At 41.6% G+C, this 16,538-nt stretch carries 16 protein-coding genes; 12 read left to right on the plus strand and 4 right to left on the minus strand.

The features are described from left to right. The coding region (locus ACM0OY_RS19880) for an NACHT and WD repeat domain-containing protein (protein WP_414570578.1) at window positions 1–2,407 on the minus strand (2,407 nt) is incomplete at its 3' end. 351 nt (window positions 2,408–2,758) lie between these two features. Here ACM0OY_RS19880 and ACM0OY_RS19885 point away from each other — a divergent pair. The 3 genes from ACM0OY_RS19885 to ACM0OY_RS19895 all read left to right on the plus strand — a co-directional run bounded on the left by ACM0OY_RS19885 (window position 2,759) and on the right by ACM0OY_RS19895 (window position 6,478). Further along, window positions 2,759–4,630 (plus strand): ArsA family ATPase, encoded by a 1,872-nt coding sequence (locus ACM0OY_RS19885; protein ID WP_414570579.1) that lies wholly within the window; start codon window positions 2,759–2,761, stop codon window positions 4,628–4,630. A gap of 45 nt (window positions 4,631–4,675) precedes the next feature. Further along, window positions 4,676–4,960 (plus strand): hypothetical protein, encoded by a 285-nt coding sequence (locus ACM0OY_RS19890; protein ID WP_414570580.1) that lies wholly within the window; start codon window positions 4,676–4,678, stop codon window positions 4,958–4,960. Window positions 4,961–5,344: 384 nt separating this feature from the next. After that, window positions 5,345–6,478: a S1 RNA-binding domain-containing protein gene (locus ACM0OY_RS19895; protein ID WP_414570581.1), complete on the plus strand. Its 1,134-nt coding sequence runs from the start codon at window positions 5,345–5,347 to the stop codon at window positions 6,476–6,478. Between the two features lie 288 nt (window positions 6,479–6,766). Here the strand turns inward: ACM0OY_RS19895 and ACM0OY_RS19900 are convergent, their stop codons facing one another. The 3 genes from ACM0OY_RS19900 to ACM0OY_RS19910 form a co-directional block, all read right to left on the minus strand. Then, the gene (locus ACM0OY_RS19900) at window positions 6,767–6,943 is read right to left on the minus strand and encodes a hypothetical protein (RefSeq protein WP_414570582.1); all 177 of its coding nucleotides are present in this window, start codon (window positions 6,941–6,943) and stop codon (window positions 6,767–6,769) included. Next, window positions 6,940–7,257 carry a hypothetical protein gene (locus ACM0OY_RS19905; RefSeq protein ID WP_414570583.1) on the minus strand — a complete coding sequence of 106 codons (318 nt, stop codon included), beginning with the start codon at window positions 7,255–7,257 and terminating at the stop codon, window positions 6,940–6,942. The genes ACM0OY_RS19900 and ACM0OY_RS19905 overlap by 4 nt, the downstream gene beginning before the upstream one ends. Before the next feature lie 109 nt (window positions 7,258–7,366). After that, the gene (locus tag ACM0OY_RS19910; protein ID WP_099068605.1) at window positions 7,367–7,618 is read right to left on the minus strand and encodes a gas vesicle protein GvpG; all 252 of its coding nucleotides are present in this window, start codon (window positions 7,616–7,618) and stop codon (window positions 7,367–7,369) included. Window positions 7,619–7,830: 212 nt separating this feature from the next. Here ACM0OY_RS19910 and gvpN point away from each other — a divergent pair, with 212 nt between their 5' ends. The 9 genes from gvpN (at window position 7,831) to ACM0OY_RS19955 (ending at window position 16,505) form a co-directional block, all read left to right on the plus strand. Continuing rightward, on the plus strand, window positions 7,831–9,000 hold the full coding sequence (gvpN, locus tag ACM0OY_RS19915) for a gas vesicle protein GvpN (RefSeq protein WP_414570584.1): 1,170 nt from the start codon (window positions 7,831–7,833) through the stop codon (window positions 8,998–9,000). Continuing rightward, entirely contained in the window at window positions 8,997–9,347 is a 351-nt protein-coding gene (locus tag ACM0OY_RS19920; RefSeq protein ID WP_322673885.1) for a gas vesicle protein, read from the plus strand. Before gvpN ends, ACM0OY_RS19920 begins: the two co-directional genes overlap by 4 nt. Continuing rightward, entirely contained in the window at window positions 9,334–9,768 is a 435-nt protein-coding gene (locus tag ACM0OY_RS19925) for a gas vesicle protein K (protein WP_414570586.1), read from the plus strand. The genes ACM0OY_RS19920 and ACM0OY_RS19925 overlap by 14 nt, the downstream gene beginning before the upstream one ends. Window positions 9,769–9,804: 36 nt before the next feature. Further along, window positions 9,805–10,554, plus strand: coding sequence for a GvpL/GvpF family gas vesicle protein (locus ACM0OY_RS19930; RefSeq protein WP_414570587.1), 750 nt, complete (start codon window positions 9,805–9,807; stop codon window positions 10,552–10,554). A gap of 110 nt (window positions 10,555–10,664) precedes the next feature. Beyond that, window positions 10,665–12,491, plus strand: a complete 1,827-nt coding sequence (locus ACM0OY_RS19935; RefSeq protein ID WP_414570588.1) for an AAA family ATPase — start codon at window positions 10,665–10,667, stop codon at window positions 12,489–12,491. Between the two features lie 315 nt (window positions 12,492–12,806). Next, window positions 12,807–13,496 carry a GvpL/GvpF family gas vesicle protein gene (locus tag ACM0OY_RS19940; protein ID WP_414570589.1) on the plus strand — a complete coding sequence of 230 codons (690 nt, stop codon included), beginning with the start codon at window positions 12,807–12,809 and terminating at the stop codon, window positions 13,494–13,496. Window positions 13,497–13,737: 241 nt separating this feature from the next. Beyond that, on the plus strand, window positions 13,738–13,959 hold the full coding sequence (gene gvpA / locus ACM0OY_RS19945; RefSeq protein ID WP_163931998.1) for a gas vesicle structural protein GvpA: 222 nt from the start codon (window positions 13,738–13,740) through the stop codon (window positions 13,957–13,959). Window positions 13,960–14,034: 75 nt separating this feature from the next. Beyond that, window positions 14,035–14,718, plus strand: a complete 684-nt coding sequence (locus tag ACM0OY_RS19950) for a gas vesicle protein GvpC (protein WP_414570590.1) — start codon at window positions 14,035–14,037, stop codon at window positions 14,716–14,718. A 455-nt stretch (window positions 14,719–15,173) separates the two neighbouring features. Then, window positions 15,174–16,505 (plus strand): response regulator, encoded by a 1,332-nt coding sequence (locus ACM0OY_RS19955; RefSeq protein WP_414570591.1) that lies wholly within the window; start codon window positions 15,174–15,176, stop codon window positions 16,503–16,505. Window positions 16,506–16,538: the final 33 nt, after the last annotated feature.

Genomic DNA, 16,538 nt, shown 5'->3' on the forward strand with positions numbered 1-16,538 from the left:
CATTGCTGGCACTGATAATAAACTTGCCATCAGCGCTAAAGGCGACAGAATTAACTTCTTTTTCATGCCCGCGCCAAGGTTGACCAATGGGGTTGCCGTCAATATCCCACAAGCGGACTGTAGAATCATTGCTGGCACTGATAATAAACTTGCCATCAGCGCTAAAGGCGACAGAATTAACCCAATTCTCATATTTGCGCTGCGATCGCCCGATGACCCGATCTTGTAATATTTGATGTAGCTCCCACAAACGCACAGTTTTATCGCCACCACTGACAATCAGTTTGCCATTGGGACTAAAGGCTAGGGAATTAACTTGTCCTTGATGTCCTCGCAAAGGTTGAGTGATGGAGTTGCCGTCAATATCCCACAAGCGTATTGTGCGATCGCAGCTACCACTAACAATAAACTTACCATCAGGGCTAAATGCTACAGAATTTACATGTCCTTCATGCCCGCGCCAAGGTTGACCGATGGGATTACCTTGTATGTCCCACAACCGCACTGTAGAATCACTACTGCCACTGACAATAAACTTGCGATCGGGGCTAAAGGCGACGCAAATAATTTTTGCCTCATGTTCGTGCCACGCTTGAGTAATGAGATTACCTTGTAAATCCCACAAACACACTGTCCCGTCAAAACCAACAGTGATAATGCGATCACTATGCAAGTGCGGCGGGGGCAGAAAAATCTCCGATTTTTCTGCTGTTGGCGAAGCCAACGCTACAACAGCACTGCTGTTGTAGCCATCCCCGCTCGCACCATCGCAATTTGGACTAAAGGTGACGGAAATAACTCCTTCCTTATGTCCGCGCCAGGGTTGAGTAATAAGATTAGCTTGTAAATCCCATAAACACACCGTTCCGTCAAAATCAACACTGATAATGCGATCGCCATTTGAGCTAAAGACGACAGAAATAATTCCTTCCTCATGTCCCTGCCACGGTTGAGTAATAAGATTAGCTTGTAGATCCCATAAACACAAAATTCCGTCAATACTGCCACTAGCAATAAACTTGCCATCAGGACTGAAGGCTACACAATTTACCTCTTGCTCGTGTCCACACAAAAATTGAGCAGTAGGATTGCCTATGATATTCCACAAGCACACCGTAGAATCACTACTGCCACTGGCAATAAAATTGCCATCAGGACTAAAGGCTACACAATTCACCTCTTGCTCATGTCCGCGCAAGCTATTTGCCTCTGTGGGTGTGTTCATTGCTTCCTTTAAGCTTCCCACAACAGAAGCTAGAAGCTGGTTTGGGTATTTCTCTAAATTCTCACCCATTGTTTGAATTGCCAGCACCAAACCCTCTAGCGGTTGGACAGGAAGTAAATTCAAAACCCTGGCGGATTGCTCGCGCAGTTTTAATTCAGTCAGTGCAAGGTTTAATTTTTGAATCTCTTGTTCCTTTTCTGCCAAATAGGAATCGTGCCATCCAACACTAGTATTAATAAATTGATTAGCTTGTTCGCTTAAATAACCAAACGTTTGCTCTTTTAGTTCTTTATAAGTTTTTATCTTCAGAACCCGGCTGGTAATATTTTCCCTTTCCCACAGTACATTCAGGGTGTATTCCAGAAGTGGTAAAGAATCATCTTGTTGGTGAAAATCATGAATAATTTGCTCAACTAATCCTTGTTCAAAGGTAACGCCATTTCTAGCAGCAGGTTCAGCGATCGCTAACTTTAATTCGCGATCGCTCATTCTAGTGAGTATACAACTATAGTGATTATAGATACTCGCAAGTTGGGGATACTCACTAAATCTCTCTACAAAATTAGATTGCATTGTTAAAACAATTTTGACAGAGCTATCCTGCTGCTGAAGCAGTTGAAAGAGACTAGCAAGAAATTTGTCCCGTTCTGGCTTTTTAATTTTCGTAAACAGTTCTTCAAATTGGTCAATAAAAATCAGAAGGCACTCAGAATATTCTTTGAGTAATGTGACAACTTTAATTAGAGTATTTTCTCTCGGCTTGAGAGCGATATCTGCTATTTTTGATTGTTTCCCATAGGCAAGGAACAGACTCTTATACAGAGATTTAAAAGGATTTTCATCTGGCTGAAAAGTTAGATTAGTTAATAAAATTTTATTAGCTTCTAAGTAAGGAATTAAACCTGCACGAATTAATGATGATTTGCCACTGCCTGATGCTCCTAAAAGCAAGATTACATTATCTTTTTTTAAGTGATCGCACAGATTAGCAATCCACTTCTCTCGACCAAAAAAATTGTCTTTATCTTTGATTCCAAAATTTTTTAGTCCTATGTAAGGAGAGTCTGTTTTGAGTGGAAAAAGATGAATATCCTCAGACTTACTATCAGAAAAAAAGTTATATTCAGGAATACTTGGGACATTACACCCAATATTTATATCGCCTTTATAACTGTTAACCATCTATATCTCCTTACCTTTGTACACCACTGGCTAAATCTTTCCCTTAGTTATAGTCCCTCGGCTAATCGTTGTAAGTACCTCAACAAAAATAATTACCGAAGAAAGGCAGAAGGCAGAAGGCAGGAGGCAGGAGGCAGAAGGAAGAAAATACAATTCTTGCTCTCTGCCAAAAGGGTCTAATCTTAAAGATTCTCTTATGAAGTTTTCCCTGTCCCCGCGGTATATAGAAGTTTTCTAAATCCCATCTGGGAAAAATTAAGGTTTTAAATACCTTTATTCAGAGAAATTACTTAAATAATTTTCAAAAATATGTAGTAACTTTATCCTAAAACGCCATAAATGGCAAACGGGATGGAACTTTTTGATAACCTACACCTTGCTATGTTTAGCGGCAAAGGTGGAGTCGGAAAAACGACAATCTCCTGCACCTTTGCATATCGTTGGGCGCAGAAATTTAGCAATGAGCAAATTCTTTTAATCTCAACCGATCCAGCTCACTCTCTTGGAGATGTCTTACAAGTTAGCGTTGATGACATTCCTCGTCCCATAGCGGAATTACCCAATCTACTAGTAAGGGCGTTGGATGCAAAGCTTCTGCTACAAGACTTTAAAGAACGTTATGGTCAGGTATTAGAACTGCTAGTGGAACGGGGTAGTTTTGTTGAAGGAGAAGACTTGTCTCCAGTTTGGGATTTAAATTGGCCTGGACTGGACGAATTGATGGGTTTGTTAGAGATCCAACGCCTTTTCAACGAACAGCAGGTAGATCGAGTAGTAGTGGATATGGCTCCTAGCGGTCATACTCTCAACTTGTTTGGATTGATGGATTTTTTAGACACTTTCCTCCACTCTCTGGAATTGTTTCAAGAAAAGCATCGGTATATTAGCAAGACCTTTGCTGGGAGTTACACACCCGATCGCGCTGACAACTTTTTGCAAACCCTGAAAGCTGAACTGTCGCAAGGTCGTCGTCTGCTTCAAGATCCTAAGCATACTGCTTGTTTGTTAGTTGCGATCGCCGAACCAATGAGTTGGTTGGAGTCCAAACGATTTCTAGAAGCCTTACAAACCATGCAGATGCCTTGCGGAGGGTTGTTTGTCAACCAAGTTCTTGCCAGTGCGACTGACCGCGATCGTTACCAAGAACAACAACCACTGATCGGTCAGTATACGGCTCTCGCTCACGAAAAGCCGATTTTTATCGTGCCACAGCAAGATAAGGAGCCTTTAGGAATTGTAGCCCTCAGCCATCTGATCGACCAAATCCATATTCCTCAGCTTGAACCGCTACCTCCTATCGATCTACTCCCAGTTCAATGGCCTGAAACAATTCCTCCTAGCTTTGGAGATTTTCTCACCCAAGGTCGTCGCCTGTTACTAATTGGCGGTAAAGGTGGAGTAGGCAAGACCACAGTAGCAGCTGCGATTGGTTGGGCTATGGCTCAACAACATCCCGATCGCAAAATTCGCATGGTTTCCATCGATCCAGCCCACTCCTTGGGTGATGCCTTTGGTCTGAGTTTTGGACACGAACCATATCAAATAACTCCCAATCTTCGAGGTCAGGAAGTAGATAGCGATCGCATTGTCGATCAATTCAGAGCCGATTACCTGTGGGAACTGGCCGAAATGATGAGTGGCGAAACCCAAACAAGCGAAACTATTGAAATGGCATACGCTCCTGTTGCTTGGCGCAAAATTGTCGGTCAAGCTTTACCAGGGATTGATGAAATGCTTTCTCTGTTAACAGTAATGGAATTGCTAGAGCAACAAGAAGAAGACTTGATTATTTTAGACACTGCTCCTACAGGTCATCTTCTGCGTTTTCTAGAAATGCCAACAGCACTAGCAGACTGGCTAGCTTGGATTTTCAAACTCTGGATCAAGTATCAAAATGTCCTTGGTCGTACAGAGTTCATGGGGCGTTTACGAACTTTGCGACAGCGCGTAGTCAAAGCCCAAAAAGTGCTAAAAGACCTACAGCAAGCAGAGTTCATTGGGGTTACACTTAACCAGGCTAGCGTACTTGCCGAACAACAACGCCTGTTCAAATCTCTGCAAGAAATAGGTGTGAGTCAGAATTACCTTGTTCTCAACCGCTTTACTTCTACAGCAACCATTAATTGCGATTTTCCTGGTTTAACAATAGTTCGCTTACCAGTGCTTCCTCGCTCAGTTCAGCCTTTAGAACGCATCCAAGCAGCCGCAGCCTGTTTATTTTAAAGACTAATTAGACTAAATACTTTCATACCCAGAGAGAAATTTATTATGCATCGCACTCCAAATCGCGGACAAATTCAAGCCAAACTTAGCTCAATGCCTCCTCAACGTTCTCAAGCAAGAGTTTACTTAAATGCTTACAAAATGATGTTGGAAAAAGAGCGTTTAGAGCAGGAACTACAGAAACTCGAAGCACGCCGACATCAGATTCAGCAGCGTCTTGCTATTTTAAATAATCAAATCATTGCTGAAGAAGACATCACCCATCAGCAAGCAAATACTGACTTAGAGGACAATACACCAAAATTCAACACCATAACATTGGAATATTAAGTACTAAGATTTCAGCTTGCTTATTCTTCGCAACTTCCTTGCGCGGTCGAAGTTGGGAGGCTGGGGGAGAAAATTGCGATCGTGTTATTGGATATTGTGTTTTAAAGGTTAACTGAAATTGGGGTAAAAGCTTTTAGTGTAAAACATTTAGCCCGGATTAACGCTCAAGAGATCGCGCGTATGCCTCGTTTGCCTCTTGCAGTTCACGACATAATCGATTTATCAAGGTTTTTAGTAGCCAATATTTCGCACCTTGATTGCGCGGTAATGGCTAGGGGAGCAGAAAACCGAATGTTGAAAATAATACTTAGTAACTTGTGTATGGTTTCGGTGATGCTAAATTGGTTTTGTTTGTGAGCGAGCGCGGTATATCGCTTTGAATAAATGAGAGTGACCCTTACGCAATTCTCAAATGAACGTATTCTCAGAGGATGGATTTTGCTCCGCATAGAAGCTGGTCATCTTTGTACTCAAATTTGGACATCATCTACATTCAATCCTTATCAAGAACTGTACATCTGGCTGGGGCAAATTCGAGACTCCCAACTACCCGCTAAAATGATCATTGATGAGGAAGGTCATGGAGTAGAGCTTATAGCGGAGTCCTTGAGTAATGCAGTTGTGCAATTGAGAATTGAACCGTGGATGTGCGGTCATGACACTACAACACGCCTCAAGATTACTGCTGAACGTTGTGAATTGATCAAGGCTTTTCACGATGGAGTTAGCACATTTCTTCAAGATGAGTATCAACCATCACAATGGTCATATATTGATGATCTGAGTAATACAAATTGGGGAGCTTTGCTTGAGCCATCTAATATGAATGGTCAAAATTGGCGAACACGTTTAGCAATGTACTGGGGAGGACGTGGTAGGGCTAGTGAAACTGGACGTGAAACTGTATGGAACCAACTAACGGCCTTACAACAATGGCTAGTAATCATACATGATGTAATGCTATGGATTACGAATTTAACAGCTAACGGTCAAATCACAGAAGCCTACGCACTTGTCAGCTTATATAAAAATTTACCAATTGATATTGCTTTAGGTGAATTTGATGCAAGTTGGTATTCCAAGCGAAGAATTGAGTTAAACAAAAAATATGGACTGCGTGAAAACTTCATAGAAAGACGAACACCTTATAATCATAGTGCGTCAGCAAAAGCAAGATTAAAAACACTAAAGCTTGGTCAACTTGTAGATGGAACTATCCATAAAATTAACTCCTATGGTGTCTTCGTTAATATTGGTGGATATTACGCGCTACTACATATCGCTGCAATTTCTCAACAAACTGTTGACCATCCAGAGCAAGTTTTTCAAGTAGGTGAGTGGGTTAGAGCAATCATTATCAGCATTAATGTTGAAAAAGGGCGAGTCTCACTTTCAACTAGCGATTTAGAGCTTGAACCAGGTGATATGCTAAAAAACCCATTAGTTGTCTATGAAAAAGCAGAAGAAATGGCGGCTAGGTATTATCAAAACGTCGTATTAAAGTTGGAAAGGGAGTAGTGCTTGAAATCCCCGACCTCGCAATAGAGATACACAGCATTATCTGTCTATTACCTTTATCATTAGTACATTTACAGTGGACAAATTTTGTTGTTTCTTACCCATTGCTTACTTTTAGTACGATCGCCATCTTCTATAGATTACATAAAACGTAGACACCCGAAGGGTAGTAGAACCCAACAAATGATATTGAAAATACAGTAAGTTTATCAACACAATATCTACTTAAATAAAAGTAACATTACTCTGGAGTGAGGAAATGCGATCGCATCCATTACTAGCAATCATTTAACAAGCATTGGAGAATCGATATCTAAAATCTATATCTTGCTCATTAATCGCTAACCAATACGAAAAACCTGTATCAAGCATCGCCTCAACAGGTAATTCCAATCCCTCTAATGTTATTAAATTAATTTCAAAAAGTAGTGCATCCTCATCACCAAAAAAACCGGAAATCGTCATATCGTGCCGCAAGCCCCAGACTCATTAATCCGAAAAGTATAGTGTATTTTGCCTGGATGTTGTTCGCGACACCGTAATGAAACTACTTCTAAATCTTTATCAACAAAATATTCTCCACTATCCGGTTCAACTGCAACAAACCAGTTGTAGTGAGTTTCAATTAATTCTGATTTGACTCGCTCAAAAATAGGTTTACAACGTTGGTAAAAAGCCTCGCGTTCGGCTTCATGTCGTGCTTTTTGTTCTTCATTCCACTGAATTTCAGGGAATATTCGTCCCCTGCGTGCGGTACGAGTGGGTTTGGTTTCAGTCATGGCTGATTATATTCGGAATCGCAATACTTATATTTTCTCTCATCCACACATTACAGATTAAATTCGATGAAAAAAGCCTCGCGATCGGGGGTGTAGTTCCTCCTCTGCCTTACTCTTGTGTGCGATCGCGTTCCTGCTTTTCTGCTTCCAAAATCGCTAATAAAAGGGCTTCTTCCTGAATTTCAAACTCTTCTTCCGGAATTTCTCCCATATCAAAAGCAAGTTGCAGTGCAAGAAGCTGCTTGCTGAGATTTTCTTTATCATCAATTTCAGTACTTGCTTGTTCTAAAATTTTTTCCCCAAGCCACGTTACCCCCATTAATGGGCCGGTAATCGGTAATAGTAAAAAGCGCAGAACCATATCAGTTTAAACTCGTGTGGATTTATTAAACCTGTCCTCGCAAGACCGTAATCATGCTGATGACATAAATATTAAACATTACTAGTCTTATGTTGATGCCAAAATGTGTTGGATTTGAGTCCAGTTAAGGCTTATTGACATCCGTATTTTATATATCCGATGTACAAAAAATTACTTTTTTATAAATTTACTATTTAGGAGGTACTTAGAGCTTGACAACAGTATTAAATGCATCTCCTCAGCGATTTGTCAATACCCCTGCTATTCAACGCGTCGCTCAACGCGCTTTGCGCTATCTACAGTCGGGTTTTTCAGTACATTTACGTGGTGCGGCTGGAGTCGGAAAAACTACTCTGGCAATGCATCTAGCTGATTTGCTCAATCAGCCTATCATCCTCTTATTTGGAGATGATGAGTTTAAAACCTCAGACTTGATTGGTAATCAATTAGGTTATACCCGCAAAAAGGTTGTTGATAATTTCATCCACAGCGTTGTGAAAGTTGAGGATGAACTTCGACAACACTGGGTTGATGCACGATTAACCCTAGCTTGTAAAGAAGGATTTACGCTGGTTTACGACGAATTCAACCGATCGCACCCGGAGGTAAATAACGTTTTACTCTCCGTACTTGAGGAGAGGTTGTTGGTATTGCCAACAAATCAACAGCGAGCAGAGTATATCCAGGTTCATCCTAAGTTTCGGGCAATTTTAACATCAAATCCTCAAGAGTATTGTGGAGTCCATGCAACTCAGGATGCTTTGATGGATCGTGTTATTACCATTGATATGCCTCCACCTGATGAACTGACTCAGCAGGAAATCGTAGTTCATAAAACAGGCATAGATTCTGAGAAAGCAGAAAAAATCGTGCGCTTAGTGCGGATGTTTTGGAGTCGATCTGGCTCTGGGATGGGCGGTGGATTACGTTCCTGTCTGATGATTGCTAGAATCTGCCACGAACACGAAATTTCTATCAATTTCGGAGATTCTTACTTCCAAGATATTTGTGCCGATATCTTGCTTTCTCGCACAAATCAACCTCTGATGGAAGCAACTCGGCTACTGGAAGAGGTTTTGAGTGAATTGCATCATAGTACAAATACTCAATCTCAGCCGACAGAGATAATACCAGACAGCCAAAATCAGATTGTATTGGAACAACGAGTACCTTACGAGCATGAAGTCTACAACTACCTGTACAAGTCTCCTGGAAGGCGTTTCTCTGATTTGGCAACAGAATTAGGGATCGATCGCAGTCAAATTGTGGCTGCATTCAAGTCTCTCAGAGAGCAAGGAGTATTATTGCAAATGCAAGGCACTGAACTGCCGAACATCTCACAGACAGTTGCTTTTGATTCTGTCCATTTAATAAATAAATGAGTACTAATACTAATCGGGGAGCTATCACCACATCAACTCAAGGTTCTACCTTGGCAGATATTCTAGAACGGGTTCTAGATAAAGGCATTGTGATAGCAGGAGATATTTCTGTTTCTGTCGGCTCTACAGAACTGCTCAACATCCGAATTCGTTTGTTGATTTCTTCTGTTGATAAAGCTAAAGAGATTGGAATTAACTGGTGGGAGAGCGACCCCTATCTTAATAGTCAAGCTCGTTCCTTATTAACAACTAATCAACAACTTCAAGAGCGTGTTGCCAGTCTAGAAACAGAACTGCGATCGCTCAAAGCACTCAATCCTATTAATCATCAGAATGCAGGCGATTAGCAAATCAAAAGGTTCCGATTCAGGTTTAGCACCGTTATTACTGACGGTTGTTGAACTGATACGCCAACTCATGGAAGCTCAGGTAATTCGGCGAATGGATGCTGGCAACCTCAGCGACTCTGAGTTAGATCAAGCTGCCGAAAGCCTGCAAAAGCTTGAACAGCAAGTTGTTCAGCTTTGCGAGATATTTGATATTGACCCAGCCGATCTAAATATTAACTTGGGTGAAATGGGAAATTTACTTCCCCAATCTGGAGGATACTACCCCGGCGAAACCTCTAGTCAACCCTCTATTTTAGAACTCCTCGATCGCCTATTAAATACGGGTGTTGTGGTTGAGGGTGACTTGGACTTAGGACTGGCTCAGTTAAGCTTAGTTCATGCCAAGTTAAGATTAGTACTCACTTCTAAACCCCTGTAACTTTTTTATCTATATTCTTCTTGGTAAGACATTCTTATGAGTTATGGCTTTTACATTTACGGAATTTTGACCTTGCCTGCTCCACAAAATTTAAATTTACAGGGCATAGATCAGCAACCTGTACAAATTAAAATTTTGGATGGTTTTGCAGTCATCTACTCCGAAGCACAGCAAGAGCGTTATTTAGCAAGCCGTCGTAACCTGCTAAGTCACGAGAAAGTCCTTGAGGACATCATGGAAGCAGGCCATCGCAATTTACTGCCCATGCAATTTGGACTTTTGATTTCAAGCTGGGAAACGGTTTCAGAGCAATTAATTCGTCCTCATCAAGAAGAATTGACGCAATTGCTTGCGAAGTTATCGGGTTGTCGAGAAGTTAGTGTCAAAGTTTTTTGGGATACTGAGGCAGAAATTCAGGGATTGTTAGCAGAACATCCAAATCTCAAAACTCAAAGGGATAAGCTAGTGGGTCAACCCTTGAGTATGGAGCAAGCTATCCAAATAGGGCAAGCCATCGAACAGGGAATGAACGATCGCAAGCAAGGCATCATCGATGTATTTCAAGGCACGCTCAACTCCATTGCTGTCGATATGGTGGAAAATACTCCCCAAATGGAGACAATGATTTACAATGCAGCCTACCTAATTCCTTGGGAAGCAGAATCGCAATTTAGCGAACACGTTGAAGCACTCGATCATCAATTTGAAGAGCGTTTGCGAATTCGCTACAACAATTTCACTGCCCCCTTTAACTTTGCTCGTCTTCGATTATTGATTTCCAACTGAATTAATTTCTTTCACTGTTGAACAGCAATAAAAATTGAAAATCAAAAATTATTGAAACTTTTAATTTTTTGGGAAATTAATTTTTTCTGCCTTTTATTTAAGTAAAATCAATGGACGATATATTTAAAGGATTTGAACAGCTATTAGAAATTGCCAAAGCTTTAGAAGAAAAAGTAGAGAAAGGGGAGTTAAAAACTTCTATTGAAATTCGGTCTCATCATCTCAGTAGTATTCCCCGGCAAGGCAATATTCCGAGAAAAACTAGTTCCAGCCGAGTTCGATCCAATTCTACCGATGCAGCTACACCAATGGATAATGCTGATGATGTCACCACCCCATCAGCTAACAAGAACTCAAAAGCTTCTTGGCAAGGTGTCGGCGGCTTGGCTGATGTTCTCAAGGAAATCAGAGAGTTAGTTGAAATTCCCCTTAAACGTCCAGATTTATTGGTGAAATTAGGGTTAGAGCCTCCGCGTGGGGTTTTGCTAGTTGGCCCGCCCGGTACGGGAAAAACTTTAACAGCCCGTGTTTTGGCAGAAGAGTTAGAGTTAAACTACATTGCCATCAATGGCCCAGAGGTGATGAGCAAGTATTACGGGGAAGCAGAAGCTCGTTTGCGAAGCATTTTTGAGAAAGCAACTCGTTCTGCTCCCTGTCTGATATTTATTGATGAAATTGACAGCCTTGCTCCAGATCGCAGTCAAGTGGAAGGTGAAGTTGAAAAAAGACTAGTGGCGCAGTTGCTTGGGTTAATGGATGGATTTGCCAAAACCGAGGGCGTACTTGTACTAGCGGCAACAAATCGTCCCGATCATCTCGATCCGGCCCTGCGTCGTCCGGGACGCTTCGATCGCGAAGTTCATTTTCGGGTTCCCGATCGCGATGGACGATTGGAAATTCTGACGATTTTGACAAGTGCCATGCCTTTGGATACTTCGGTTAATTTAGGAGCGATCGCTGATTTAGCCGTCGGTTTTGTCGGTGCCGATATCAAAGCTCTTTGTCAAAAAGCAGCCTACATTGCCCTGCGTCGTCAAGTCCCCTCGCTCAACAGTCCCATTCCTGAGAACATGACTGTCATACAGCAGGATTTTCTCGAAGCAATTAAGGAGATAAAACCCTCTGTTCTCAGGTCTGTAGCAGTTGAAGCACCGAGTGTCAGCTGGGATGATATTGGTGGTTTGGATGATGTGAAACAAAAACTTCAAGAATCTGTAGAAGGCGCACTCCTCTATCCCGAACTATACGAGCAAACCAAAGCCAAGCCTCCCCGGGGGATTTTGTTGTGGGGGCCGCCGGGAACGGGAAAAACACTACTTGCAAAAGCGATCGCTTCCCAGGCTAGAGCCAACTTTATTGCTGTGAATGGCCCGGAATTACTCAGCCGGTGGGTAGGAGCCGCAGAACAAGCAGTCAGAGAACTCTTTCGCAAAGCTCGGCAAGCAGCACCTTGCGTTGTGTTTGTAGATGAAATTGATACCCTAGCACCAGCACGGGGACGATTCAGTGGTGATTCTGGAGTTAGCGATCGCGTTGTCGGTCAACTGCTCACCGAATTGGATGGGTTGCATGAATGCCCGAAAGTACTGTTAGTAGGAGCAACCAATCGTCCAGAAACCCTCGATCCTGCCTTGCTCAGAGCTGGAAGATTGGACTTACAAATCAAAATCGATCTCCCAGATCGAGCCAGCCGATTAGCGATTTTACGAGTTCACAATCTAGATCGTCCCCTCGTGGATGTCGATTTAGAAACCTGGGCGACAGTTACCGAGGGTTGGAATGGGGCAGACTTGGCTTTGTTGAGCAATCAAGCTGCTTTAAGCGCAATTCGTCGATACCGCGCCCAGGGATTGAGCGACTCCAGCCTAATTCAGATTACAAATGATGATTTTCAAGCTACATACCAAATGCTTGCTAATCAGCGCCAATCTGAATAGTCTCTTATTTGAAACAACGCAGAAGTTCACAGAGGAAGCTACTTAACGCGATGTGCAACTTATCCTTAGAACCCCTCTCCAATCTTCTCCGCCACAGGGAGAGAAACTTTGATTCTTGCTCCCCTTCCCTTGTAGGGAAGGGGCTGGGGGTTAGGTTTGAGAGAAAGTTGCACACGGCGATACTTACCCTCCGGGAACATATTTGATGTAAAAAGAAGCGTTCCGGAAGACTTCCCAACTTCGATGAAACAGAGGAAATTACTATAGTTAACTTTATTTGTACAGACTTAATTACTTAATAAGTATCCCAAGTTTATGTCAATATACGCCTATGCTCTTCTAGTACCGATCGCATCAGAGCTTGTTCTACCTTTAGGGATGGAGAGGAATACTGAACTGGTTTACTCTTCTGGTTTAGCCGCGATCGTAGAGATGGAAATCTCACTGGAGGCAATACAAGCAACGGATGAGCGTTTACTTCAAGCTGTATTAATCCACGATCGCGTGATTCGAGAACTTTTTCAACAAACTCCCCTTCTCCCCCTACGCTTTGGAAACGGTTTTACCTCGCAAGAAACACTGCTGAATCATCTAGAAAAACACCAACAGCAATATCTAGAAACCCTAACTTACCTAGCAGACAAAGTTGAGTACACTTTAAAAGCTACACCCTGTAATTTGCTTGACGAGTCTGACACTAGTGATGCTAGGGGGAAAGCCTATTTATTAGCTAAAAAACAACGCTACCAAACACAGCAAGCATTTCAAGCACAACAATCCGAACAGTGGGAACTCCTGAACCAGTTAATTCTCAAAACGTATACAAACGTTATCTGTGAGACTCGACAGCCAGATGTGCGACAAATCCACTTTTTGGCACAGCGCAACAATTCAACGGTCAGTACGGAGCAATTTTCTCTTTGGCAAGTACAATGCTTGCACTGGCAATTGGCACTGAGCGAACCTCTGCCACCGTATCATTTTCTCAAAAATCCTCTCATATAAATTTATAAAAAATAATATTTAATCCTTGTCAAGAAAAAATAAAGACAAGATGATTTTTTCTGCTATTTTTTTGTGTAAAAAAATATTGTTAACTTTTTAGTATTTTTTTATTTTCTTTTATTTATCTTATGTTTTTGGGAACACTAAACCCAGGAAGAATAAAACACATTGTGTAAGTTTTACCTACTGCTCGATCAGAGCAAGATAAAACCAATAATTAGAGTTGTGAGAGTAAAAGAAAATGGCTGTTGAAAAAGTTAACTCATCTTCTAGTCTAGCTGAAGTTATTGACCGGATTTTGGACAAAGGAATTGTAGTTGATGCTTGGGTACGTGTTTCTTTAGTTGGGATTGAACTGCTATCAATCGAAGCTCGGATTGTAATTGCATCAGTTGAAACTTACTTAAGATATGCCGAGGCAGTTGGTTTAACATCTCAGGCTGCTGTTCCATCTGCTGCTTAACAGCACATTAGAAAAAGGGAGTCTTCATGGCTCCCATTTAATGTTTCTAGTTAACAAAATAGGAGATTTCAGCTGATGGCTCTCAATAATTTGTGGGAACAAGAGCGATCGCAGCGATTGCAAATAACTGCTGAACGCCGTCAACAAGTTAACCAGTGGAAACAGCTAACTCAACAAGAATTTCAGATGCAAGCAGATTTGCTTCATCAAGAATTGAGCAGTTTTGTTACCAGCCTTCACAACAATAGAAACTTGCAACAGCAGCAATTTCAGCAAGAGATTGTAGAGCGGCAATTGGAAATATTGCAAATAAAAACAGATGTCTCGCAGCGCCAGCAAGAATACCGCCAACAGCGGACAGCAAAGGCTCAGGCATTATTCCAAGATTTGCAAAATTTTCGGGCAACTTTACATAACAGTGTTTGGGGCGATTGCAGTCACGAACAAGCAGTTTCTCCGACTCCTGCTGAAAAAGAGAAATTAGTTGCAACAGTTCCAAAATGGTCAATCTCCCGTTCTTCAATTAAAGCCACTGGTTTTCGTTCTTCCGTCAATACCATGACTAAGAAAGTGCCAGCCTTGAATGCAGATACTGTTAAATCTAAAGTGCAGCAATACATTCAGCAAGCTGAAGGAGCTACTCTCATAGAAATTGAAGAGGTAATAGGCTTAAGCCGGGTGCAAACAATAGATATCTTGCGCTCCTTGATCAAGCAAGGGGTACTAGAACAACGCGATCGCCAATACTTTATTCGGTAACAAGCAATTTCTTGACAAACTTAATTCAAGCTCATTTTTTGTATATGCAGACTAGCAGAATGCGATCGCTTGTGTCTGTCGCCTTAAGCCTCATAGTACACAATCAATAAGCATTAAAGCTGGTCTATGCTTTGTAGTATTCAACATTTCCATCTTTTTAAGGTCTGTATTGCAACTACATCTATATAAGCAATTTGCTCATTATATGTAACATGGCAAAAGTAATATAGTTAACCTATTAATAATTAGAAAAAGAGCTTAAATCTTTGTTCAAGCTTCCGACTTTTAACTTTAAAAATGCCCGGATTGAAAAGGGATATAACAAGTTGGGGTAGCTCAATCGAGGTTTTGAACTGTGCTATTGGCGATCGCACGATGAGGTTCGTAAGCTGGATTGTTTGAGGAATTCTAATGTAAATGCAAAACTCAAGATATATAAGGAGGCGCGATCCATTGTGAATCAATTGATCGAGCAACTTCAAACTAAATTATTCACAGGCAGGCTAAATCTTGAAGCAAAGGATGGGCCGACTTGGACGCTATATTTTCGTTTAGGACGATTAATTTGGCAGGCTGGCGGTTCTAATGCCGATGAGCGATGGCGACGACACTTGTCGCAGTACTGTTCTAATCTGGATGCAACAAAGTTGGAGGAGCTTGTCTCTCCCCAGGAAAGTTATCGCGAGTATTGCATTCTTAGTAAATTGCGAGAACAAAAATTAATCGAACAACAACAACTTGTTAGCCTGATTACAAGCTTAATAGCTGAAGTCCTGTTTGATATAATGCAGTACGTTGAAGCCAAAAGAAATGGCAACAATCCAACAGGGCAGTTGTCACCTACTACCGTTGTTGGTGCAGTTCCTGGGTTTCTCCTAGCTGTAATACCAACTGAGGAAGTCTTAAAACAGGCTACACAAGCTTGGCAACAATGGCGAGATGCAGGATTGGCAAGTTACTCGCCTAATTTATATCCTGTCATTCAACAACTTGAGCTACTCCAAGGACAAGCATCCTCTAAACAGATTATTTCTCTAGTTGATGGCACAAAAACTTTACGAGGTCTAGGGCAAAAAAGCGGTCGGGATGCCTTAGTTTTGGCCCGGTTTTTGATGCCATTGGTAAAAGCAGGGGCGATCGCTTTTTCACCCACCCCAAGCCCCAGGAAGGTTGAGATTAGTAAAGAAACTGGCAACCCATCGAGTGCAGTTAATAATCCCAATTCTTCACTAAAGACAGAAGAGAACACTTTTATACAAGCTGGGCCCAATTTGAACAAAGTTGCTCCCCCAGCGCCTAGCAAAGAAATTATCACTACCTCCAGTGCAGTTAATAATTCCAATTCTTCACTGAAGAAAGAAGAGAACACTTTTATACAAGTTGCCCCTCCAGCGGCTAACAAAGCAATTATTGATATCTCAAGACCTTTAGTAGCCTGTGTAGATGATAGTCCGACTATCTGTCGCAGTTTGGAAGAAATTATGACCCATCAAGGTTATCGCTTTGTTGGTATTCAAGACTCCTTGACAGCAATTTTAAAGCTAATTAAAAGCAAGCCCGACTTTATTTTTTTGGATCTTTTGATGCCAAAAGTGAATGGCTATGAAATTTGTTCTCAAATCCGTAAAACTCCAAGTCTCAAAGATGTGCCGGTTGTCATCTTAACGGGGAAAGACGGAATAGTAGATCGGATGCGAGCAAAATTAGTAGGAGCAACTGACTTTTTGGGTAAACCAGTAGAAGCAGATAAAGTACTCAATGTACTTCACAAGTATTTAAGCGTTTAGGTTGAAGCGACAGTCACGCCAGTGGCTCCCCTA

It is taken from the genome of Nostoc sp. CCY 9925 (assembly GCF_963920935.1).
Taxonomy (GTDB): Bacteria; Cyanobacteriota; Cyanobacteriia; order Cyanobacteriales; family Nostocaceae; genus Nostoc.

What these genes read in the sequence shown, in the direction of transcription:
- ACM0OY_RS19885 (WP_414570579.1), top strand. Translation starts at nt 2,759, where the DNA reads ATGGAACTTTTTGATAACCTACACCTTGCTATGTTTAGCGGCAAAGGT.
- ACM0OY_RS19890 (WP_414570580.1), top strand. Translation starts at nt 4,676, where the DNA reads ATGCATCGCACTCCAAATCGCGGACAAATTCAAGCCAAACTTAGCTCA.
- ACM0OY_RS19895 (WP_414570581.1), top strand. Translation starts at nt 5,345, where the DNA reads ATGAGAGTGACCCTTACGCAATTCTCAAATGAACGTATTCTCAGAGGA.
- ACM0OY_RS19900 (WP_414570582.1), bottom strand. Translation starts at nt 6,943, where the DNA reads ATGACGATTTCCGGTTTTTTTGGTGATGAGGATGCACTACTTTTTGAA.
- ACM0OY_RS19905 (WP_414570583.1), bottom strand. Translation starts at nt 7,257, where the DNA reads ATGACTGAAACCAAACCCACTCGTACCGCACGCAGGGGACGAATATTC.
- ACM0OY_RS19910 (WP_099068605.1), bottom strand. Translation starts at nt 7,618, where the DNA reads ATGGTTCTGCGCTTTTTACTATTACCGATTACCGGCCCATTAATGGGG.
- ACM0OY_RS19920 (WP_322673885.1), top strand. Translation starts at nt 8,997, where the DNA reads ATGAGTACTAATACTAATCGGGGAGCTATCACCACATCAACTCAAGGT.
- ACM0OY_RS19925 (WP_414570586.1), top strand. Translation starts at nt 9,334, where the DNA reads ATGCAGGCGATTAGCAAATCAAAAGGTTCCGATTCAGGTTTAGCACCG.
- ACM0OY_RS19930 (WP_414570587.1), top strand. Translation starts at nt 9,805, where the DNA reads ATGAGTTATGGCTTTTACATTTACGGAATTTTGACCTTGCCTGCTCCA.
- ACM0OY_RS19935 (WP_414570588.1), top strand. Translation starts at nt 10,665, where the DNA reads ATGGACGATATATTTAAAGGATTTGAACAGCTATTAGAAATTGCCAAA.
- ACM0OY_RS19940 (WP_414570589.1), top strand. Translation starts at nt 12,807, where the DNA reads ATGTCAATATACGCCTATGCTCTTCTAGTACCGATCGCATCAGAGCTT.
- gvpA (WP_163931998.1), top strand. Translation starts at nt 13,738, where the DNA reads ATGGCTGTTGAAAAAGTTAACTCATCTTCTAGTCTAGCTGAAGTTATT.
- ACM0OY_RS19950 (WP_414570590.1), top strand. Translation starts at nt 14,035, where the DNA reads ATGGCTCTCAATAATTTGTGGGAACAAGAGCGATCGCAGCGATTGCAA.